Genomic DNA, 20265 nt, shown 5'->3' on the forward strand with positions numbered 1-20265 from the left:
GATCAGGCAATGCTGGTGGGGGTGGTGGCGGGGGTGCCGCCCCATTCGAGGAAACGAATCTTGTGCACCTCGCCCTCGCTGTCCTCGTAGACCAGGGTCACCGGCACGGCGCCGGTTTTGTCGGAGGTGTCGGTGCGGTGCAGCACCTTCTGTACATCGATTTCCATCCCGTAGTGATATTCCTCGACGGGGAGGCCCGCGCCGGGAGTTTGCACGCCGTCCTGGGCGAATACGCTGGGCGCTAGACTGGAGATCACGGCGCTGACAACCGAGGCCATTTTCATAAGGCTTTTTTCCTCTGTTGGGTTTCGCTTACATGGACTTCATCTGACTGGGGAGAGCAGGGAAGTTCATTCGACCCCGGACTTTAGTCCCATTCAGCGCCCCAACAGGCGCCGGCAATCGCCCGAGCTTGAGGGGGTGCAACCGTTCGTCGCAGGTCTTGAAATTGCCGGCGAACTTGGCGCGGTATTTCTCAGTTGGTCAGGCATCACGGCAGGGCTCACTCCACCCCGACGAAGCCACCGGTCTGATGCTGCCACAGGCGCGCATACAGGCCGCCGTGGGCGATCAGTTCGGCATGGGTGCCGCTCTCGGCGATCTGGCCTTTGTCCAGCACCACCAGGCGATCCATCCGCGCGATGGTCGACAGGCGGTGGGCGATGGCGATCACCGTCTTGCCCTGCATCAGGCTGTCCAGGCTTTCCTGGATCGCCGCTTCGACCTCCGAGTCCAGCGCCGAGGTGGCTTCGTCGAGGATCAGGATCGGCGCATCCTTGAGCAGCACGCGGGCGATGGCGATGCGTTGGCGCTGGCCGCCGGAGAGTTTCACCCCGCGCTCGCCGACGTGGGCGTCAAGGCCGGTGCGGCCCTGGGCATCCGAGAGCAGCGGAATGAACTCGTCGGCGCGCGCCTTGCGTGCCGCCTCCCAGAGCTCTGCGTCGCTGGCGTCGGGTTTTCCGTACAACAAGTTGTCGCGGATCGAGCGGTGCAGCAGCGAGGTGTCCTGGGTGACCATGCCGATTTGCTCGCGCAGGCTTTCCTGGGCGACCTCGGCGATATCCTGGCCGTCGATCAGGATGCGTCCGCTGTCCAGGTCGTACAGGCGCAGCAGCAGGTTGACCAGGGTCGACTTGCCGGCGCCGGACGGGCCGATCAGGCCAATCTTCTCGCCCGCTTCGATCCTCAGGTTCAACCCGCCGATCACCCCGCTGCCTTTGCCATAGTGGAAATGCACCTGCTCCAGGCGCACCTCGCCGCGTTGCACCCGCAGCGCCGGGGCGTTCTCGCGGTCGGTCACAGTGCGTGGCTGGGCGATGGTCTGCATGCCGTCCTGCACGGTGCCGATGTTCTCGAAGATGCCGTTGACCACCCACATGATCCAGCCGGACATGTTGTTGATGCGGATCACCAGACCGCTAGCCAGGGCGATGGCGCCCACCGAGATCAGCCCCTGGCTCCACAGCCAGAGGGCGAGGCCGGTGGTGCTGGCGATCAGGACGCCGTTCATGCTGGTGACAACCACATCCATGGAGGTGACCAGGCGTCCGGCCAACTGGGTTTTTTCGGTTTGCTCCTGCAGTGCCTCGCGGGCGTAGCCCTGCTCATAGTGGGTATGGGCGAACAGCTTGAGGGTGGCGATGTTGGTGTAGCCGTCGACAATCCGGCCCATCAGTTTCGAGCGCGCTTCCGAGGCCACCACCGAGCGCCGTTTGACCCGTGGCACGAAGTAACCCAGGGCGATGAGGTAGCCGACTATCCATAGCAGCAGCGGCAGCATCAGCCGCCAGTCGGCCTCGGCGAACAGCACCAGGCTGCTGACTGCATAGATCAGTACAAACCAGAGCGCGTCCACCGCCTGCACCGCCGAGTCGCGCAGGGCGTTACCGGTCTGCATGATGCGTTGCGCGATGCGCCCGGCGAAGTCGTTCTGGAAGAACCCGAGGCTTTGTTTCAGCACGTAGCTGTGGTTTTGCCAGCGGATCAGGTTGGTCAGGCTGGGGTTGATCGTCTGATGGACCAACAGGTCATGTAAGCCGTTGAACAGTGGCCGCAGGATCAATGCGACGACGGCCATCCACAGCAGTTCGCTGCCGTGCCGGGTGAAGAATTCGTTGTGCGGCGTGCTCTGGGCCAGATCGACGATGCGCCCGAGGAAGCTGAACAGGGCCACTTCGACCAGCGCAACGATCAGCCCCACCGCCAGCAGCGCGGCGAAACTCGGCCAGACCTGCCGCAAGAAGTGCAGGTAGAACGGCCAGACACTGGTCGGCGGCGCCCCGGCGGGACTGGGGCGGAAAACCTCGATCAACTGTTCGAAGCGGCGATAAAGCATCGGCACTCACGCCCGTGGTGCGGGCTCTCCTCAGGTTGACTGAGCTCGCTGCCGATCAGCTGCGGCGAGCTCGGCGCACGGCCTATCCCTGTGCCGCGGGCCTCAAATTCAGAGGCGTTTGGCGGACAGAATCAGCACCGGTGTGCGCGGTACGTTCTGGAAGCCGGCGATGTTGCCTGTCGGGACTTGGGCGATCTGGTCGACCACCTCCATGCCGCGCACGACCTTGGCGAATACCGCGTAACCAAAATCGCGCGAGCCGTTGTCGAGGAAGGCGTTGTCCTTGTGGTTGATAAAGAACTGGCTGGTGGCCGAGTCGACGACCTGGGTGCGGGCCATGGCCAGGGTGCCGCGCACGTTGTGCAGGCCGTTGTTGGCTTCGTTCTTGATCGGGGCCTGGGTATTGCGCTGCTGCATATCCGCATCGAAGCCGCCGCCTTGCACCATGAAGCCGGGGATGACCCGGTGGAACAGGGTGTTGGCATAGAAGCCGCTGTCCACATAGGCGAGGAAGTTCTGCACGCTGATCGGCGCCTTGTCGGCTTCCAGTTCGATCTCGATCTCGCCCAGGCTGGTGGTCAGCAGGACGTGGGGCTTGGCGGTGGATGGGTCCGCAGCCAGCAGGCTGCTGGCGAACAACAGGGAGCAGGCGACGAGGGCAAGTTTCTTCAGCATTTTTAGCAGGCCTTCTTTATAGGGGCTGACTGTGTGGTTCGACTTCGGCGAGGAAGCCGAGCAGGGCGGTGTTGAAGCGTTCGGGTTGATCCATTGGTGTGGCGTGGCGCGAATCGGCGATCACCACCAGGCGTGCGTTCGGCAGCTCTTGCACGTACGCCTGTTTCAGCGCCACCGGGGTGTAGTCGTGATCGGCGCTGACCACCAAGGTAGGACAGGTGATGCGCGCCAGTCGTTCCCGTACGCCCCAGCCGATAATGGCATCGAGACTGGCGAGATAGGCGCGTTTGTCGTTCTGTGGCCAGCGCTGTTCGATCTTCCGGCGCAGCTCGCCTTGCTCAGGCTTGGGGAAGAGCAATTTGCCCAGGCTTTTGCCGATGGTCTCCAGACTCAGCAGGCGCGACAGCGTCCAGCGTTGGGCGATCATCAGCAGGTCGCGCGGGCTTTTGGCCTTCACCTCCGGGCCGCTGTTGACGATGCACAGGCTTTTCAGCAAGTGCGGGTAATCGACGCCGAGCTGAAAGCCAATCATCCCGCCCATGGAAATGCCAACCAGATGCACCGGGGCAAGTTTGAGGTGCTCGATCAGGGCGGCGACATCTTCGGCGAAGCCGGCAATGCTATAGGCTTCGCGCGGCTTGGCCGAGCGGCCGTGGCCGCGCACGTCGAGGACGATCACCCGGTAGTGGGCGCTGAGTTGCGGGATCTGGTATTCCCAGTCCTGGGTGCTGGAGCCCAGGCCATGCACCAGCAGCAGCGGGGCGCCGTGGCCGTAGTCTTCGTAATGCAGTTGGCAACCTTCATAGTCGAAATAGGACATGGGCGTAGGCTCATCCAAGCGGAGTGTCAGAGGGCGGTAGAGGGGCGGCAAAAGGGGCATCCAGGGGCGCGCGGTCGAACGCCTTGAACAGCTCGACGAGAATCTGCGTGGCCGGGCCCAGGGGTTTGTCTTTGTTCGAGTACAGAAAGAAGGTCGGGTTACGGGTACCGCCCTGATCCAGCGGCAGCTCCTTGAGCAAACCCTCCTTCAACTCGCGCACTATCAGGTGGCGCGGCAGCCAGGCGAAGCCCAGGCCGCTGCTGACGAAGGTGGCGGCGGTGGCCAGGCTGCCGACGGTCCAGCGCTGTTCGGCGCCGAGCCAACCGACGTCGCGCGGCTGCTGCCGGCCGGAGTCGCGAATCACCACCTGCAGTTGGGACTCCAGATCCTGAAAGTTGATCTCGCGCTGCAGGCGGTGCAGCGGATGCTCCGGATGAGCGACCGCGACAAACTCGACCGAACTCATCTCCACGCCCAGATAGCCGGGAATATTGAAGCCACTGATGGCCAGGTCGGCGATACCTTCCTTGAGCACTTCCTCGACGCCGGAGAGCACCTCTTCGCGCAGGCGCACGCGACAGCCGCGGCTCTGCGGCATAAAGGCCGTCAGCGCGCGCACCAGGCGGGCATTCGGGTAGGCGGCATCGACCACCACGCGGACTTCGGCTTCCCAGCCTTGCTCCATGTGGTGCGCCAGGTCTTCCAGTTGGCTGGCCTGCTTGACCAGTTGCCGCGAGCGGCGCAGCAGCACGCCACCGGCCTCGGTCAGCACGGCTTTGCGGCCGTCGATGCGCAGCAGCGGCACGCCGAGCTGCTCCTGCATGCGCGCCACGGTGTAGCTCACCGATGATTGCGAACGGTGCAGCGCTTCGGCCGCCTGGGCGAAGCCGCCATGGTCGACCACTGCTTGCAAGGTTCGCCATTGATCCAGGGTCACGCGGGGCGCTTTCATCCTCGCCTCCTCTTGTCCTAAGCTGTACTCCCTGTTGGAGACCGCCCGATGAAAAAGTTGTGCTGTGCTGTCATCGCTTTGCTGCCGCTGAGCGTTTTTGCCTATCCGATCGAGCTGGAGAAGCAACTTAACGGTGCCGAGGTGTCGGCCTCGACCCAGGATGTCGACTTCAACATGGGCGCCATCCAGCTCTACAACTATGGGAAGGCCGCGGCGCAGTGCCAGGCGGTCTTTCGCAACGGTCCCGAGGCGCCGCGCACCCGCAAAATACAGCTTGCCGCCGGGCAGGACGCGCTGCTGACGGCCAAATTCACCAATCAGGTCATCAAGCTGCGCATCAAGCTGACCTGTAACCCTCAGTAAAGCCTGCACTACGCCCGTCAGCCGCTTGAAACTGGTCACAGCCTAGTGCTCGTTACGCTATAAATCAATTTTATAGATTGGTTGTAGCGGATTTTTACGCTTTTTTATCAATATATGCCGGCTTAATCTCACGCCATCGACGCACAACAACCCCTCGATGGAGTTAGCCGCTATGTCCCGTGTTCTCGTAATTGAAAGCAGTGCCCGTCAACAAGGTTCGGTCTCGCGCGAGCTCACCGCGCAATTTATCGCGCAGTGGCAAGCGGCTCATCCGGCCGATCAGGTGACCGTCCGCGACGTGGCGGTGGAGCAGGTGCCGCACCTGGATCTCAACCTGCTGGGTGGCTGGATGACGCCGGCAGAGCAGCAGACGGATGCGGAGAAAGCCGCGCTGGCACGCTCCAATACCCTCACCGATGAGTTGCTGGCGGCCGATGTGCTGGTACTGGCGGCGCCCATGTACAACTTCGCCATCCCCAGCACCTTGAAGTCCTGGCTGGATCACGTGCTGCGTGCCGGGGTGACCTTCAAATACACCGACACCGGCCCGCAAGGCCTGCTCACCGGCAAGCGCGCCTATGTGTTGACCGCGCGGGGTGGCATCTACGCCGGCAGCAGCATGGATCACCAGGAACCCTACCTGCGCCAGGCCCTGGGGTTTATCGGGATTCATGAGGTCGACTTTATCCATGCCGAAGGCCTCAACCTCGGTGGCGAGTTTCAGGAAAAAGGCCTGAGTCAGGCCAAGGCGCAACTGGCCCAAGTGGCTTGATCTTTAGCGGATCAGCGACTGGCTTAAGGCGGCTGGAAACCACCGCTTTAGGCCGCTCCCGCGTAGGCGGGGGCCGCATCTAGACGTGGCTGACGACTCACACCGCAGTGCTTTAAAGGCTTGCCTCGTGCCCTCTTCACGCCCGTTGCTCCTGGGCGTAGCGGCCCGGTCGACCATTCCCCTTGGTCGACCGGGCTTTTTTGCTTGTGGCCGATTTCATCGCCCAGGCTATTTAAACCGCTAGGTTCGGGTTAAGGTCGCCGGCTGTTTTGTGAGGCTTGCCATGCTGCTGTTGGGGTTTTCGAAGTCATTGCCGGGGGGGCGGCCATGAGGTTGTCCGGTCGCGGCGTGGCGTTGTCGATAACGGCTTCGCTGTTGTTCGCCTTGATGCCGGGTTATGTGCGCGAACTGGCACCGCTGGATGGTCTCCAGGTGTTCGCCCAGCGCGTGCTCTGGTCGATTCCTGCCGTGTTGCTGTTGGTCGCCGTGGCGCGCCAATGGGCTGTGCTGGGGGCGGTGTTCCAGCGCCTGCGTAACGAGCCATTACTGTTGGCCGCCTTGCCGTTGGCGGCAGTGTTGATTGGCCTGCAGTGGGGCCTGTTCCTGTGGGCGCCGCTGGTGGGGCGGATGCTCGAGGTGTCGCTCGGCTACTTTCTCCTGCCGCTGGTGATGGTGCTGGCCGGCCGGGTGTTTTATGGCGAGCGCCTGAGCCCACTGCAAGGTCTTGCGGTGGCGTGCGCGCTGCTTGGGGTGGCCCATGAGTTGTGGCTGACGCGGGCGTTCTCGTGGGTGACTTTGCTCGCCGCGCTCGGCTATCCGCCGTATTTCATGCTGCGCCGCTGGATGCGTGTGGACGCGCTGTCCGGTTTCATCCTGGAGATGCTGATGCTGGCACCACTGGCGCTGTGGTTGATCGTCACTTATAGCCCGGCGGATCTGTTCAGCCTGCGCCCGCAACTCTGGTGGCTGCTCCCGGGCGTGGGTTTGCTCGGAACCTTGGCGTTTGCCGCCATGATGGCCGCCAGCCGGCTATTGCCGCTGGGCGTGTTCGGTATTCTCAGTTATGTCGAGCCGGTGTTGCTGTTTGCCGTGGCGGTGCTGTTTCTCGGCGAGGCCTTCGACCCGGCTCAGCTCTGGACCTACGCGCCGATCTGGCTGGCGATATTACTGACCGGTTGGGACAGTGTGCACGTCCTGCGCAAGCAGGCGCGCCAGGGGCAATAGATGTTTCCGGCATGCCCGGCAACCTACCGAATAGCAGGATCGCGCACCACGGCGGCCAGCCCGGACAGGCGGAGAGTGCCCTGATGAGTGCGTTTCAGCGGGCGAATCCACGCAAAATACACAGACTGCGAGTTTTCCGTGGCGACAAACGTTACGCTATACGACTGTTTACTGATTTTCGCCGAGGTAACCCCGTGTTTTCCCAATTCGCCCTGCACGAACGCCTGCTTAAAGCCGTGGCCGAGCTGAACTTTGTCGAGCCGACGCCGGTGCAGACGGTGGCTATTCCGCCGGCGCTGGAAGGGCGTGACCTGCGGGTGACGGCGCAAACCGGCAGCGGCAAGACCGCGGCCTTTGTGCTGCCGATGCTGAACCGGCTGATGGGCGACGCCAAGCCGCGGGTGGTGATTCGGGCGCTGATCCTGCTACCGACTCGTGAGCTGGCGCAGCAGACCCTCAAAGAAGTCGAGCGTTTCTCGCAGTTCACCTTCATCAAGTCCGGGCTGATCACCGGCGGTGAAGACTTCAAGGTGCAAGCCGCGATGCTGCGTAAGGTGCCGGATGTGTTGATCGGTACACCGGGGCGTCTGCTCGAACAACTGAACGCCGGCAATCTCGATCTCAAGAGCGTCGAAGTGCTGGTGCTCGACGAAGCCGACCGCATGCTCGATATGGGCTTTGCCGAGGACGTGCAACGTCTGGCCGGTGAGTGCAAAGGCGCGCACCAGACCCTGCTGTTCTCGGCCACCAGCGGTGGTGCCGGGCTGCGGGAGATGGTCGCCTCGGTACTGCGTGAGCCGCAGCATCTGCAACTCAACAGCGTCAGCCAGCTGAACGAAGGCACTCGCCAGCAGATCATCACCGCCGACCACAACCAGCACAAAGAGCAGTTGGTGCACTGGCTACTGGCCAATGAGACCTATCAGAAGGCGATCATCTTCACCAACACCCGCGTGCAGGCCGACCGCTTGTATGGCCGCCTGGTCGCGACCGATCACAAAGTCTTCGTGCTGCACGGCGAGAAAGACCAGAAAGACCGCAAGCTGGCCATCGATCGCCTGAAGCAGGGCGGAGTGAAGATCCTGGTGGCCACCGATGTGGCCGCCCGGGGCCTGGATGTGGATGGCCTGGATCTGGTGATCAACTTCGACATGCCGCGCAGTGGCGACGAATACGTGCATCGCATCGGTCGTACCGGGCGTGCCGGTGGCGAGGGCTTGGCGGTTTCGCTGATCTGCCACGGCGACTGGAACCTGATGTCGAGCATCGAGCGCTACCTGAAGCAAAGCTTCGAGCGACGCACCATCAAGGAGTTGAAAGGCACTTACCAGGGGCCGAAAAAGGTCAAAGCCTCCGGTAAAGCCGTCGGTGTGAAAAAGAAGAAGACCGACAAGAAAACCGAGAAGAAAGCCCCGGCCAAGACCGCGACCAAACGCAAAACCGCCAACCGGCCGAAAAGCGATACGCCGGCTCTGGTCAGCCGCGATGGCCTGGCCCCGCTCAAGCGCAAGAAACCAGCCGCCGAGTAAGACTAGTAGGGTGGGTTAGGCCGCAGGCCGTAACCCACCAACCGGCCCGCAGGGCCGGCGCTTTCTCCAGCAAGCCTATTCCGTGCGCTTAACTCTCGAGGGCCAAAACCTTACTTCGGCACGATCAGGATTTTGCCATTGCGTTCGCCACTCGCTGCGGCGGCCACGGCTTCCTTGATCTGGCTGATATCGTAGGTCGCGGCGACGCGGGTCTTCAGCTGGCCGCCGGCGATCAGTTGGGTCAGCTCGCCGAACACCTGCATCTGCTGCGCCGGCGTGGCCACGCGGAACCACTTGGCCAGCCAGAAGCCGCGCAAACTGACGTCACGGAAGACGAAGGAGGCCGGCGAGACCTGGCAGGGTTCGCGGCTCATCATCCCGTAGTTCACCAGCACGCCGCCCTCACTGAGGCTGGCGGCCAGATGATCGGTGGCAGCGCCGCCGACCGCATCGATACCTAGGCGTACGGCCGCGCCAGCGGTGGCTTCGCGCACGCGTTTGGGCAAGTCCGGCCCGTCCACCAGCACCACATCGGCGCCTTCGGCCTTTACCGCAGCGACCGCCGATTCCCGGCGCACCACGTTGAGGGTCTTGAAGCCGCGCAGTTTGGCCAGCTGGATCAAATAGCTGCCGACCCCGGAGTTGGCGGCGTTCTGAATCACCCAGTCGCCGGGTTGCAGGTCGACGAACTCGCTGAGCAGTAGCGAAGCCGTCGGCGGGTTCACCGTCAGCATCGCCAACTGCTGTGGGTCGGCGTCGGGTAGCGGGATCAGCTGCTTCGCTTCGGCGTTCAGGTGGGTAACCCAAGTGCCACAGCCGACCGGTAACAGCACAGTCTGGCCGACTTTCAGCTGGCTCACTTCCGGGCCCAATGCTTCGACCCGGCCAACCCCTTCATTGCCGCCAATCGCCGGCAGCGGCGGTAACATGCCGTATTCGCCGGTCAGGGTGAGTACGTCCGAGGGGTTGATCGGCGCGGCCAGGACTTTGACCCGCACCTGACCGGGGGCCAGCGCTGGCAGTTGCAGTTCGACGGCCTCGATCACCTCTTGCGGCACCGGGCCACGGCGTTGGTATTCGGCTTTCAGCATGGTGGTTCTCCACGAGTGACAGGCACAAAACGGCTGGGACAGAGTTTAGACCGCAGTGGCAAAAGGCGGGCGAATCCTGGCTGATAGACGCCGGTGATAACTTCCTGGGCAGGTCGGCGTTGCGCCAGTGTCCGGCGCCTAGCAGGGCAACCCGGAGCGAAGGCGACGCCTGGCTTGCGTTTGCCTACTCCCGCTCCAGGTAATGCACGCTGAACAGCTGGCGCGGGTCGCTCCAGTGGGCGCGGGCCTTGAAGCCGGCAGTGCCGGCCAGGTCGCAGAAGCTCTCCGGCCTGTACTTGTAGGAGTTCTCGGTGTGCAGGCTTTCGCCGGCGGCGAAGCGGAAACACGCCCCTTCGATCATCACCTGCTGGGCCTGCGGGCTGATCAGGTGCATTTCGATGCGCGAGTGCGCTTCGTTGAAGAAGGCGTGATGGACGAAGCGCGTGGGGTCGATATCGCTGTCCAGCTCCTGGCGGATGCGCTGCAGCAAATTCAGGTTGAAGGCCGCGGTCACGCCGGCTTCATCGTTGTAGGCGGCTTCCAGCAACGCCTTGTCCTTGAGCCGGTCGACGCCAATCAACAGGCCGCCACCTTTGGGCAGCAGTTCGTGCAGGTTGCCGAGAAACACCCGGGCCTGCTCCGGGGTGAAGTTGCCGATGCTCGAGCCGGGAAAGAACAGCAGCGGATGGGCGCCGTCGAAGCCTGCCGGCAACGCCATGGGTTGGGAGAAGTCGGCGCAGGCGGCATGCACCTCCAGCCAGGGGTAATCGCTGGCCAGGCGCCGGGTGCTGGCCAGCAGAAACTCCTGGGAAATATCGATACCCAGGTAGCTGCTCGGGTGCATGGCTTCCAGCAGCAGGCGTACCTTGCGGCTGGCGCCACTGCCCAGCTCCACCAGGTTGGCCGCGTGGCCGGCGATCTCGGCGATGGCGCCGGCGGCCTGGGTCAGAATCAATTCCTCGGTGCGGGTCGGGTAGTATTCGGGCTGCTGGCAGATCTGCTCGAACAGCTCCGAACCGCGGCGATCGTAGAAGTATTTGGGCGACGCCCACTTCGGCTCGGCGGCGAAGCCGGCCAGGGTCTCGTCGCGCAACGAGGCGTACGCCGCCTGCTGACGCTGGTCGTGAAAATGCACGGCATGGGCCATGTTCAAGCCTCCCTGGCCAGGCGCAGACCGGCGAACTGCCAGCGCATGTGGGGATAGAAGAAGTTGCGGTAGCTGGCGCGGATATGCGCTTGCGGGGTGGCGCAACAGCCCCCGCGCAGCACCATCTGCCCGGCCATGAACTTGCCGTTGTATTCGCCCAGGCTACCGGCCAGGGCACGGAATCCGGGGTAGGGGCGGTAGGCGCTGCCGGTCCATTCCCAGACGTCGCCGAACAGCTGGATTGGCCCGTCCGTGCGGGGCGCGGCGGCGACCGGTTGCAGATGATCCGCCTCGAGGAAGTTGCCGTGCAGCGGTTCAGCCAGCGCCGCCACTTCCCATTCCGCCTCGCTCGGCAGGCGCGCGCCGGCCCAGCTGGCGTAGGCGTCGGCCTCGTAAAAGCTGATGTGGCAGACCGGCGCGTGGCTATCCAGCGGGCGCAGGCCGCTGAGGGTCAGCTCCTGCCAGGCGTCGTCCTGGCGCAGCCAATACAGGGGGGCCTGCCAGCCGCTCTGCCGCACCAGGTTCCAGCCATCGGCCAGCCATAGCTGCGGGCGCGCGTAGCCGCCATCCATGATGAAGTCGAGGAATTCGCCGTTGCTCACCGGGCGGCTGGCCAGGCTGAACGCCTCGAGAAACTGGCGGTGCCGTGGTGTCTCGCAGTCGAAGGCGAAGCCCGCGCCGGCATGGCCGATATGGCGCAGGCCGGCGGGGTAGCCGTGCCAGCCCAGTGTGCTCAATGGCGTGCCGGGAGCGGCGACCAGATCGGCGCGGTAGACCGGATGCATAGGGTTCTGCGCGAGGATGTGTTTGATATCCATCAGCAGCAGTTCCTGATGCTGCTGTTCGTGCTGCAGGCCCAGCTCGACCCGGCGGGCGATCTCGTCGGCATGCGCGGCCGGCGGCTGGCTCAGCAGCTCGCCGAGGGCCTGGTCGACATGCCGTCGATAGCGATACACCTCGGCCACGGTCGGCCGCGAGAGCAGCCCGCGCTGTAGGCGGGGGAAGGGCCTGCCGTGGGTTTCGTAATAGGAATTGAACAGGTGGTCGAAGGCCGCATCCGGCGTCTGGTAGCCCTCGAGATAGGGCGTGAGCAGGAACGCCTCGAAGAACCAGCTGACATGCGCCAAATGCCACTTAGGCGGGCTGACGTCGGGCATGCTCTGGATCACCTGATCTTCGATTGCCAGTGGTGCACAGATGCGCTCGGTGGCGGCGCGTACCTGCTGCAAGCGGCCCAGCAGAGATTCGAAGTGGGCCGGGGCGGGTGTCGCGGGTTGCGCCAGGGTGCTCATGCCGCTCCCTCCTGTGTCGGCTGCCGGAGCCTTGCTCTGCGACTGCGCGGGTCAAGCACCGAGGGGTGGCGGGTGTTGCGCGCGAGTTGTCGTCGGCACTGCGAAGCCGCTCGAGCGCAACCAGACGGGGGCCGTTAAGGGGCGCAGTAGCACTCTGCGCGGGCTAAGGCCGGCCTGCAGTCGCGAATCGAGCAGCCTTTTGAGTCTAGACCGCCGCGCCACGGCCATGGCGTTATTGCGATGCCGGACGTCGGTTGCGTGTCATCCCCTGTCCAAGGCTCTTGTTAGCTTCGGCGCTGCAGCTGGCTAAGCCCAGCAATACAAAACGACTGAGGAGGGACCCGCATGACGTTTACCAAGCGCCTGATCGCAGGCTTGCTGTTGGCCGGTGTGGCCGGCCAGGTTCTGGCCACCGACTTGAGCCACTGGCCGGAACCGGCCGCCAAGCAGCTCACGGCAATGATCGAGGCGAATGCCAATAAAGGCAATTACGCCGTGTTCGACATGGACAACACCAGCTACCGCTACGACCTGGAAGAGTCGCTGTTGCCCTTTATGGAGATGAAGGGCGCGCTGACCCGCGAGAAGCTCGATCCCGCGCTGAAACTGATCCCCTTCAAGGACGTCAACGGCCACAAGGAGAGCCTCAACAGCTACTACTACCGGCTCTGCGAAATCGACGACATGGTCTGCTACCCCTGGGTCGCACAGGTGTTCTCCGGCTTCACCCTGAAGGAGCTGAAGGGCTACGTCGATGAACTGATGGCCTATGGCAAGCCGGTGCCGAGCACTTATTACGAAGGCGACACGGTCAAGACCATCGAGATCAATCCGCCGAAGATCTTCTCCGGGCAGAAGGAGTTGATGAATAAGCTGATGGAGAACGGCATCGAGGTCTATGTGATGACCGCCGCCCATGAAGAGCTGGTGCGCATGGTCGCCGCCGACCCCAAGTACGGCTACAACGTCAAACCGCAGAACGTCATCGGCGTCACCACCCTGCTGAAGAACCGCAGCACCGGCGAAGTGACCAGCGCACGTAAGCAGATCACGGCTGGCAACTATGACGAGAAGGCCAACCTGGGCCTGGAGCTCACACCTTATCTGTGGACTCCGGCGACCTGGATGGCCGGTAAGCAGGCGGCCATCCTCACTTACATCGACGAGTGGAAGAAGCCAGTACTGGTGGCCGGCGACACTCCCAGCAGCGATGGCTACATGCTGTTCCACAGCACCGATGTGGACAAAGGCGGCATCCACCTGTGGGTCAACCGCAAGGCCAAATACATGGACCAGATCAACGGCATGATCGCTAAGCACGCCGCCGCTCAGGCCAAGCTCGGCCAGCCAGTGACTGCCGACAAGAACTGGATAGTCGTGGTGCCGGAAGATATTCAGTAAGCCCTGCCGCCGCCGGCCAGTCCGGCGGCTTTGCTCAGACCTCGGAGTTTCAGCAGCCCGCCCCCTATGCCGAATGTAGCTGCCAGCTACCTTTGCGACAGTGTCTCCTCGTTTCACCAAGCGATAACAAGTGCGCGCATATACTGGATGGCGTGGCTCGCCGATCGAGTGGCCAGCCCGCGCCGGAGAGACCAACAGTGCGACAGGCATTTTTAACCGGTTTAGCCGTGGCGACGTTATTGGTGGCGCCGTTGGCTATGTCGGCGCCAACCCGCGAGTACGCCAGCGAGCGCGGCCCGCTGAGTGTCACGCAGGTGGCCGCTGGGTTGGAGCATCCCTGGAGCCTGGCCTTCCTGCCGGGTGAGCAGGGCCTGCTGGTCACCGAGCGGCCGGGGCGTTTGCGGATTGTCGCTGCAGATGGGGCCCTGTCCGCACCGCTCACCGGGCTGCCCGCGGTGTATGCCCAGGGGCAGGGCGGGTTGCTGGATGTGGCGCTATCGCCGAGCTTCGGCGAAGACCGGCTGGTGTACCTGTCCTATGCCGAAGGCGGCGGCGAGGGCGGCCGAGCCGGCACCACGGTGGGGCGCGGCAGGCTGGCGGTGGACCTGAGTCGCCTGGAGGACTTTCAGGTGATCTTCCGGCAGCAGCCCAAGCTGTCCAGCGGCATTCACTTCGGCTCGCGTCTGGTGTTCGACCGTGCAGGGCATCTATTCATCACCCTCGGCGAAAACTACCAGCGCCCGACCGCCCAGGATCTTGGCAAGTTGCAGGGCAAAGTCGTGCGCGTCTATCCGGACGGTAGCGTGCCGGCCGACAACCCCTTCGTCGGCCAGTCAGGCATGCGCCCGGAAATCTGGTCTTACGGCCATCGCAACCCGCAAGGCGCCGCGCTCAACCCCTGGACAGGTAAGTTGTGGACCCACGAGCACGGCCCGCGCGGCGGTGACGAAATCAATATTGCGCAGGCCGGCAAGAACTATGGCTGGCCACTGGCGACCCATGGCATCGATTACAACTTCCTGCCAATCCCCGAGGCGCAGGGCAAGACGCTGGCCGGTACCGAACCGCCGCATTATGTCTGGGCGAAGTCGCCGGCGATCAGCGGCATGGCGTTCTACGCCGCGGGGCGTTTTCCCGCCTGGCAGCACAATCTGTTTATTGGCGCGTTGGTCGGGCAAACGTTGATCCGCCTGGAGCTGGAGGGCGACCAGATCGTCCATGAAGAGCGCCTGCTTGAGGAGTTGGGTGCGCGCATCCGCGACGTCAGGCAAGGCCCGGATGGCTACCTCTATGTGCTGACCGATGAAGTAGATGGCCAGCTGCTGCGGCTCGGTTTGCAGCCTTAGAACCTGTTCAATATCTGCCTGCGCTTGCTCATGCTGCGTTGAAAACGAACTCAAAATGCTCATTTACTACTTGTAAACTGCGCTTTTTCGTCCGTTTGACTCGCTACGCTCGCCCTGCGGGCCAGCCTTCGGCTGTTACTCCGCTTCGCTGCGTTGCGCCTTGTGACCCACATGGATGTGGGGAATGCCGTTACCCGTAGGGAACGGGTGCGGCCCTGAGCTGCGCTCGACTAGATCTTGAACAGCTTCTGAGTGAAGCGCCACGGCGGCCCGGCTTGACGCAAGCCCGGTTGCCGCCAGGCGGGTGGCCTTTAGTGGGCTAGGGCGCTTTCTTCGGCCTGCTTGATGTCCAGCAGATAGGGTTTTATCAGTGGCTCGGTGACGACGCTGAAGTCGGTAATCTCGATCGCGCCACGGCCTTGTCCCAGTAGGTGGAACGAGAATGCCTTGCGGGTGACGAGGTTGTCGAAGCCGAAACTCACCTTCAGTGTCTTGCCAGGCTTGAGCAGCGGCAATTCCGGAATCAACCCGGCCACATCCCGATCGAACTCCTTGGTCTTGAGCAGGAGTTTGGCGCCTTGCTTGTCCATCCGCACCGCACGAATCTTCAGGCTGACCCTGGTGTGGGTGCCCTTCGGCAGTTCCAGGTATTGCGCGCCGATCAGGTTGTCGGCCCAGTCGTTGCCCAGGGTCTCGTTCAGCTTGATCCGCTCGCGGTTGGCGAACTGGTATTGCTGGCCGAGCTGTCCGCTCGTCAACGATTGATCCAACAGCGCCGCACGCTGCACCATCAAACGGGCCTGTTTGCCACTGAAACGCCCGAGGTAACGGGCTTTATCGGCAATAAACCCTTCACTGGCATAACGCCGGCAGACCTGCTGGAAGTTGCACTCGGTAAAGGTGCCCTTGCCGTCATGCTGGCGTAGCACGCCGTTGGTGTAGGACATGATTTCGCGTCCGCTTGGGTAGTCGCGAAACAGTGAGCGGCCGGAGAGGTTCGAGGGCACCGGCAAGTCGAAGTAATCGAGCACCGAGGCGGTCAGGTCGACATGCCCATAAACCCCGCGTTTGAGTGTTGGCAGCTTGTCCTGTTCCGGTGCTAACACCAGATTGAAGCCCCAGGCTGAAGCCAGGCGCACATCACCAATCCCGTGCGACTCATCCGAGGTGACTATCACCAGGGTGTCCTTCAGTACTCCCTGCTGTTCTAGCCCGGTTAAAAAGCTCGCCACCGCATCATCCACATAAGCAATGGCCGCTTGCTTGGCGTCGGGGTAACGCTCCAGGTATTCCTGGGGGGCGGAATACGGCTGATGCGTACCGACGGTCAGCAGGGTCAGCATCCAGGGTTTTTTCTGCTGGCGCAGTTGCTTCACGTAGCCCAGGGCGCCTTCAAAGAAGGACTTGTCATCCATGCCCCAGGGGAATTCCAGGTAAGGCTTGTTCTTGAACCAGTTGCGGCCGAGGGTTTTGTCAAAACCCATGTGCGGCATGATTTTGTCTTTGGCCATAAAGCGCAGGCCGGCACCCTGCAGGAAGTGCGTGCGAAAACCCTGCTCATGCAGCTGTGCCGGCAGGCACTGTTGATTGCGCACGTGGTTGTTCAGCAGTTCAACGCCTTTCGGGCTGCCGCTGACGAGCTTCTCGTAATCACCGCAGAGCATGGCGTAGAGGCCGCGAATGGTCTGATGGCTGTGCAGTACGTAATCCGGTGTGCTCATGGCGCGCTCGGCCCACTGACTGAGCTTGGGCATCAGCGCCTCGTGGTAACTGCTGTTGACCGCCGCGCGGTTGGTCGCGAGGTACGCGCCTGGAATGCCTTCCAGGGTAATGATCAGCACGTTACGCGCCTTGCCTTTACCGGCGAACAACTTGCTGCCGTTCAAGTCCAGCTGGGTCAGGCTGGCGATGTCTGGCTGGGTATCGGGACTGTCACCGTCCAGCCAATCCTCTAGGTGCAACTGGCCGACATTGACGGTTTCCGCCAGCAATTTATGTGGCAGATTGAACTGCTTCCATTGATCGGCTTCGCTGGGGTTGGTGTACTGGCTCGTCGCGTGGGCCGCGAGGAACACGACCGGCAGGGCATACCAGTAGCCTGGAACCACTAGCGCGTGACCCGAGAGCTTGCGGCCGCTCAACAGCAGGTTGGCCAGTAGGCCCCCGGTCAGGGCCAGCCCGAGCAGTGGGTAGGTGAGGCCGCCACCTTGGGTGGAGTGGCTGACGAATTGCGGGTCAGTCAGGTATTTCAGGTCGCTGAGTTCTGGCATGCGCCCAACCGCGCCGACCAGTTCCGCCGTGCCCAGGGTGAACAGGCTCCAGATCAGCATCAGCGGTAGCGCCAGCAGCAGTGAGCGGTTGTGTAGCAACAGGATCAGCAGGCAGCCGATACCCAGATCGGAGACATAGCCAAACCCATTCGACCAGCCCAGCCAATAACGGCTGGCCATGGGAACGAGCAGGAACAAGAAGCCGAGAGCCATCAAAGAATTAGCGGGGTGCTGCAGCCAGTGGCTGAAAGGGCGCACAGGAACTCCTGAGATAAGGCAGTGAGAATCCGTAAAAATGTTGTCCAGGTAGGCTGGATGTTCTGTTGGACATGATTCTGAAACAAGAGTTTGCTAGTCGCTAGTAAGTTTAGGCCAGGCGACGGAGATTTAAGTGTGAGAAATAGTGTTTATGCAGCGGTTGGGCGGAGGAGTTCTGCGGGCTGCTAGCGAAACGTGATGCCGTGCACCGTCTGTGAGGGCGCTGGCGTAACCTTGCTGGGCAAAGCCGCGCTGCCTACCCAGCAACGCGGCCCATGGGTTATCCAGCAGCGATTCTTGCGAGTGAAAGCTCCGTAGCTTTCTCCCCTGCTTGGCAGGGGAGCGTCGTGGAAAGCGGGTGATTATTGGTTAAAGAGACCACTGCCAGCCTTCTTGGCCTTCTTCATCGCGCGCTTTTCGTCGAGTGTTTTAGCGGGTTTCTTTTTCGCAGATTTTTTTGAATCCAGACCTTTGCTCATGGCTTTTCTCTCTTCATCAACGAGGTTGATGTGCTGTGCATTGCACCTAAAGAATAGTCGTTGCTCATTGCTGCTGCCAAACCGCGTTAGCGTGAAGGCTCAGCAAGATCAAAATTGAATTAACAGGGGCTGGGTAATTGCTGAATTGAGTTTATTTAAGCCAAGCAGGCTAAAAAATATTGAATGCGCGTTTTGCGGAGAGAGGAGGTGGGCATTTTGCCCTAGCGCTTTGTCTGCAGGAGATCAAAGCGCATAGAGGAGGAGTACGGGCGTTTCGCCGAAGTTGCTATTTCTTGCCAAGAGTAATTTGCTTCGAGGTGCCAAATACTTGGCCACTAACACCCTTAGGGATTTCCTGGATTTCACCGCCGGATTTCAGAAAAGCAGCAACCTGCTCATCAATCGAACTGTGGGTTTCAACAGCGGGCGGGGCTTTCTTCTTCATAGCGGATGCTTTAACGCGCATGACGGCCATTAACCTATTTAAAAATTAATATGACCGGCTATTGTACACAAGAATCCGAGTAATTGCTTGCTTAATAAATGGCATAAAAGCCGGGCGCGGCTGCGATATTTAAGCGAAACACGGTCTTGCACAATTAGCCTTGACGCTAGGTAACTGCTTGTTTTGCATCAGGTCATTGCTGGAAAAGCGCGTGCACTCGAGAAAAACGCAGGGCGGCGCAGGCGCACGCTCAGCCTGAGCGTGGGTTCAGCCTTGGCGACGCAGACGGGCGGCGATCCCTGCGAAGGTGGGGTTCGCTCGCCGGCACAGGCCGCAAAAAAAACTGCCGCGGATCAGCGCTGCTTCAGCTTCACGTACAGAGCTTCAACCTTCTCCCGGGCCCAGGGAGTTTTGCGCAGAAACTTCAGGCTGGATTTCACGCTCGGGTCGCTCTGAAAGCAACGAATGTCGATCAGCTGGCCCAACTGCTCCCAGCCATAGTGCTCGACCAGCGCGTTGACGATGCCTTCCAGTGTGATGCCGTGAAGCGGGTTCTTGCTCTGCTCGGTGTTCATGCGTTGCCTGTACTCGGGGTGATCTGGACTGCCAGCGGTGGACGGGGCGATTATCGGCGATCGCGGCCCTCTCGTCATGCTGTGCCGCACCGCCAGCGGGATGAAACTCGGGTAGAATGCCAGCCACGCAATGAGGGTAGTGAGCATGGCATTAATCGGGCGCTTTAACAGTTTGCAGGTGGTTAAACACACCAGCTTTGGGCTTTATTTGGACGGCGGGGCGGACGGCGAGATATTGCTACCCAACCGTTATGTGCCCAAAGATACGCCGAGCGAAGTTGACGACTGGTTAAATGTATTTATTTATCTGGATAGCGATGACAAGTTGATCGCCACCACCGAGAAACCCAAAGTTCAGGTTGGCGAGTTTGCCAGCCTGAAGGTGGTGGAGATTAACAGTATCGGTATTTTTCTGGATTGGGGCTTGCCGAAAGATTTGTTGCTGCCTTATTCAGAAGAAAAGCGCCAACTGCAGGCGGGTGAATACTGTGTCGTTTATGTGTATCTGGATAAACATACCCGTCGGATTACTGCAACCGCACGGCTGGATCGGCATTTAGATAATGCCCCGGCTAATTACAAAGCCGGGCAGGCGGTCGATCTATTGGTGGCTGAGTCGACGGATATGGGCTTTAAAGCCATTATCAACAATCAGCACTGGGGCTTGATCCATAAGAACGAAGTCTTCAAGTTTTTACGTGCCGGCAAGCAGGAAAAGGGCTTCATCAAGGAAGTCCGCCCAGACGGCAAAATCAGCCTGAGCCTGCAGCCTGTGGGTCAAGAAGCCGCCAACGCCTTGCACGAGAAGATCCTGGCGAAACTGCGTGAGCATGATGGCGTGTTGCCGGTCAGCGACAAAAGCCCACCGGACCTCATCACCGGCCTGTTTGGCGTCAGCAAAGGCAATTTCAAGAAGGCGATCGGTGCTTTGTACAAGCAAGGCCAGATTGTGATTCATGCGGATCGGATCGAGCTAAGCTGAGCAGACTCAAGTCAGCGGCGCACGCCAGCTCGACTGAGTAGGAATAATGTTTTGCGCTATTGTTGAGTAACCTTGGTTACTCGCTTTATAAGCCGTTGTAGCTCAGTTGGTAGAGCAACTGATTCGTAATCAGTAGGTCGGGGGTTCAATTCCTCTCAACGGCACCAACGCATAATGAAAAAAGGCAGCCATTCAAGGCTAATGCCAGTCAGTTAAGCTGATTGGCATTTTTGTTTCTGATCGGATATTTCGGGGATTTGAGCCTGATAGCCCGAGGATAAATACGCTCTTCTCGCCGATGCGGCAGGA

Annotated in this window: 18 protein-coding genes and 1 tRNA gene; 8 read left to right on the forward strand and 11 right to left on the reverse strand. The window is 61.4% G+C overall.

The annotated features are described in order from the left end of the window. Window positions 1-2: 2 nt before the first annotated feature. The 5 genes from FFS13_RS19205 to FFS13_RS19225 all read right to left on the reverse strand — a co-directional run bounded on the left by FFS13_RS19205 (window position 3) and on the right by FFS13_RS19225 (window position 4782). Window positions 3-284, reverse strand: coding sequence for a DUF2790 domain-containing protein (locus FFS13_RS19205; protein ID WP_137820661.1), 282 nt, complete (start codon window positions 282-284; stop codon window positions 3-5). A gap of 218 nt (window positions 285-502) precedes the next feature. Then, window positions 503-2335, reverse strand: a complete 1833-nt coding sequence (locus FFS13_RS19210; protein ID WP_137820662.1) for an ABC transporter ATP-binding protein — start codon at window positions 2333-2335, stop codon at window positions 503-505. Window positions 2336-2443: 108 nt separating this feature from the next. Continuing rightward, entirely contained in the window at window positions 2444-3010 is a 567-nt protein-coding gene (locus FFS13_RS19215) for a peptidylprolyl isomerase (RefSeq protein ID WP_137820663.1), read from the reverse strand. Window positions 3011-3026: 16 nt separating this feature from the next. Next, window positions 3027-3830, reverse strand: a complete 804-nt coding sequence (locus FFS13_RS19220) for an alpha/beta fold hydrolase (RefSeq protein WP_137820664.1) — start codon at window positions 3828-3830, stop codon at window positions 3027-3029. Window positions 3831-3840: 10 nt separating this feature from the next. Beyond that, window positions 3841-4782: a LysR family transcriptional regulator gene (locus tag FFS13_RS19225; protein ID WP_137820665.1), complete on the reverse strand. Its 942-nt coding sequence runs from the start codon at window positions 4780-4782 to the stop codon at window positions 3841-3843. Between the two features lie 48 nt (window positions 4783-4830). Between FFS13_RS19225 and FFS13_RS19230 the strand changes: the two genes are divergently transcribed. The 4 genes from FFS13_RS19230 (at window position 4831) to FFS13_RS19245 (ending at window position 8670) form a co-directional block, all read left to right on the forward strand. Then, window positions 4831-5145: a 3-phosphoglycerate kinase gene (locus FFS13_RS19230; protein WP_137820666.1), complete on the forward strand. Its 315-nt coding sequence runs from the start codon at window positions 4831-4833 to the stop codon at window positions 5143-5145. Between the two features lie 172 nt (window positions 5146-5317). After that, window positions 5318-5917, forward strand: a complete 600-nt coding sequence (locus FFS13_RS19235; RefSeq protein ID WP_137820667.1) for an FMN-dependent NADH-azoreductase — start codon at window positions 5318-5320, stop codon at window positions 5915-5917. Between the two features lie 327 nt (window positions 5918-6244). After that, the gene (rarD, locus tag FFS13_RS19240; RefSeq protein ID WP_137820668.1) at window positions 6245-7141 is read left to right on the forward strand and encodes an EamA family transporter RarD; all 897 of its coding nucleotides are present in this window, start codon (window positions 6245-6247) and stop codon (window positions 7139-7141) included. Window positions 7142-7335: 194 nt separating this feature from the next. Next, window positions 7336-8670, forward strand: a complete 1335-nt coding sequence (locus FFS13_RS19245) for a DEAD/DEAH box helicase (protein ID WP_137820669.1) — start codon at window positions 7336-7338, stop codon at window positions 8668-8670. Window positions 8671-8780: 110 nt separating this feature from the next. Here the strand turns inward: FFS13_RS19245 and FFS13_RS19250 are convergent, their stop codons facing one another. From FFS13_RS19250 to egtB, 3 genes are all read right to left on the reverse strand, one after another. Then, window positions 8781-9761: a zinc-dependent alcohol dehydrogenase family protein gene (locus tag FFS13_RS19250; protein WP_137820670.1), complete on the reverse strand. Its 981-nt coding sequence runs from the start codon at window positions 9759-9761 to the stop codon at window positions 8781-8783. Window positions 9762-9945: 184 nt separating this feature from the next. Continuing rightward, window positions 9946-10908, reverse strand: coding sequence for an L-histidine N(alpha)-methyltransferase (egtD, locus tag FFS13_RS19255; protein WP_137820671.1), 963 nt, complete (start codon window positions 10906-10908; stop codon window positions 9946-9948). Between the two features lie 2 nt (window positions 10909-10910). Further along, a complete protein-coding gene (egtB, locus tag FFS13_RS19260) occupies window positions 10911-12200 on the reverse strand; it encodes an ergothioneine biosynthesis protein EgtB (protein WP_137820672.1) in 1290 nt (429 codons plus the stop codon). Between the two features lie 345 nt (window positions 12201-12545). Between egtB and FFS13_RS19265 the strand changes: the two genes are divergently transcribed. Both FFS13_RS19265 and FFS13_RS19270 read left to right on the forward strand, forming a co-directional pair. Then, entirely contained in the window at window positions 12546-13601 is a 1056-nt protein-coding gene (locus FFS13_RS19265; protein WP_137820673.1) for a haloacid dehalogenase-like hydrolase, read from the forward strand. A gap of 257 nt (window positions 13602-13858) precedes the next feature. Continuing rightward, window positions 13859-14947 (forward strand): PQQ-dependent sugar dehydrogenase, encoded by a 1089-nt coding sequence (locus FFS13_RS19270; RefSeq protein ID WP_137820674.1) that lies wholly within the window; start codon window positions 13859-13861, stop codon window positions 14945-14947. Between the two features lie 311 nt (window positions 14948-15258). Here FFS13_RS19270 and FFS13_RS19275 read toward each other — a convergent pair whose 3' ends face one another. From FFS13_RS19275 to FFS13_RS19285, 3 genes are all read right to left on the reverse strand, one after another. Then, complete coding sequence (locus FFS13_RS19275) at window positions 15259-17475, reverse strand: LTA synthase family protein (protein ID WP_371922972.1); 2217 nt, start codon at window positions 17473-17475, stop codon at window positions 15259-15261. 765 nt (window positions 17476-18240) lie between these two features. Next, window positions 18241-18429 carry a hypothetical protein gene (locus FFS13_RS19280; RefSeq protein ID WP_171006526.1) on the reverse strand — a complete coding sequence of 63 codons (189 nt, stop codon included), beginning with the start codon at window positions 18427-18429 and terminating at the stop codon, window positions 18241-18243. Window positions 18430-18752: 323 nt separating this feature from the next. Next, entirely contained in the window at window positions 18753-18974 is a 222-nt protein-coding gene (locus FFS13_RS19285) for a VF530 family DNA-binding protein (RefSeq protein ID WP_137820678.1), read from the reverse strand. 145 nt (window positions 18975-19119) lie between these two features. Here FFS13_RS19285 and FFS13_RS19290 point away from each other — a divergent pair, with 145 nt between their 5' ends. Further along, window positions 19120-19956 carry a S1 RNA-binding domain-containing protein gene (locus tag FFS13_RS19290; RefSeq protein WP_137820676.1) on the forward strand — a complete coding sequence of 279 codons (837 nt, stop codon included), beginning with the start codon at window positions 19120-19122 and terminating at the stop codon, window positions 19954-19956. 91 nt (window positions 19957-20047) lie between these two features. Further along, window positions 20048-20123 (forward strand) — tRNA-Thr (locus tag FFS13_RS19295). The last annotated feature ends 142 nt before the right edge of the window (window positions 20124-20265 follow it).

This window comes from Pseudomonas sp. 2FG (genome assembly GCF_005502935.1).
Classification (GTDB): domain Bacteria; phylum Pseudomonadota; class Gammaproteobacteria; order Pseudomonadales; family Pseudomonadaceae; genus Aquipseudomonas.

Bases quoted from the DNA above. Each gene is read 5' to 3' on its own strand.
- egtD (WP_137820671.1), bottom strand. From the start codon at position 10,908: ATGGCCCATGCCGTGCATTTTCACGACCAGCGTCAGCAGGCGGCGTAC.
- FFS13_RS19270 (WP_137820674.1), top strand. From the start codon at position 13,859: ATGTCGGCGCCAACCCGCGAGTACGCCAGCGAGCGCGGCCCGCTGAGT.
- egtB (WP_137820672.1), bottom strand. From the start codon at position 12,200: ATGAGCACCCTGGCGCAACCCGCGACACCCGCCCCGGCCCACTTCGAA.
- FFS13_RS19215 (WP_137820663.1), bottom strand. From the start codon at position 3,010: ATGCTGAAGAAACTTGCCCTCGTCGCCTGCTCCCTGTTGTTCGCCAGC.
- FFS13_RS19210 (WP_137820662.1), bottom strand. From the start codon at position 2,335: ATGCTTTATCGCCGCTTCGAACAGTTGATCGAGGTTTTCCGCCCCAGT.
- FFS13_RS19230 (WP_137820666.1), top strand. From the start codon at position 4,831: ATGAAAAAGTTGTGCTGTGCTGTCATCGCTTTGCTGCCGCTGAGCGTT.
- FFS13_RS19290 (WP_137820676.1), top strand. From the start codon at position 19,120: ATGGCATTAATCGGGCGCTTTAACAGTTTGCAGGTGGTTAAACACACC.
- FFS13_RS19220 (WP_137820664.1), bottom strand. From the start codon at position 3,830: ATGTCCTATTTCGACTATGAAGGTTGCCAACTGCATTACGAAGACTAC.
- FFS13_RS19280 (WP_171006526.1), bottom strand. From the start codon at position 18,429: ATGGCCGTCATGCGCGTTAAAGCATCCGCTATGAAGAAGAAAGCCCCG.
- FFS13_RS19250 (WP_137820670.1), bottom strand. From the start codon at position 9,761: ATGCTGAAAGCCGAATACCAACGCCGTGGCCCGGTGCCGCAAGAGGTG.
- FFS13_RS19205 (WP_137820661.1), bottom strand. From the start codon at position 284: ATGAAAATGGCCTCGGTTGTCAGCGCCGTGATCTCCAGTCTAGCGCCC.
- FFS13_RS19265 (WP_137820673.1), top strand. From the start codon at position 12,546: ATGACGTTTACCAAGCGCCTGATCGCAGGCTTGCTGTTGGCCGGTGTG.
- rarD (WP_137820668.1), top strand. From the start codon at position 6,245: ATGAGGTTGTCCGGTCGCGGCGTGGCGTTGTCGATAACGGCTTCGCTG.
- FFS13_RS19235 (WP_137820667.1), top strand. From the start codon at position 5,318: ATGTCCCGTGTTCTCGTAATTGAAAGCAGTGCCCGTCAACAAGGTTCG.
- FFS13_RS19225 (WP_137820665.1), bottom strand. From the start codon at position 4,782: ATGAAAGCGCCCCGCGTGACCCTGGATCAATGGCGAACCTTGCAAGCA.
- FFS13_RS19285 (WP_137820678.1), bottom strand. From the start codon at position 18,974: ATGAACACCGAGCAGAGCAAGAACCCGCTTCACGGCATCACACTGGAA.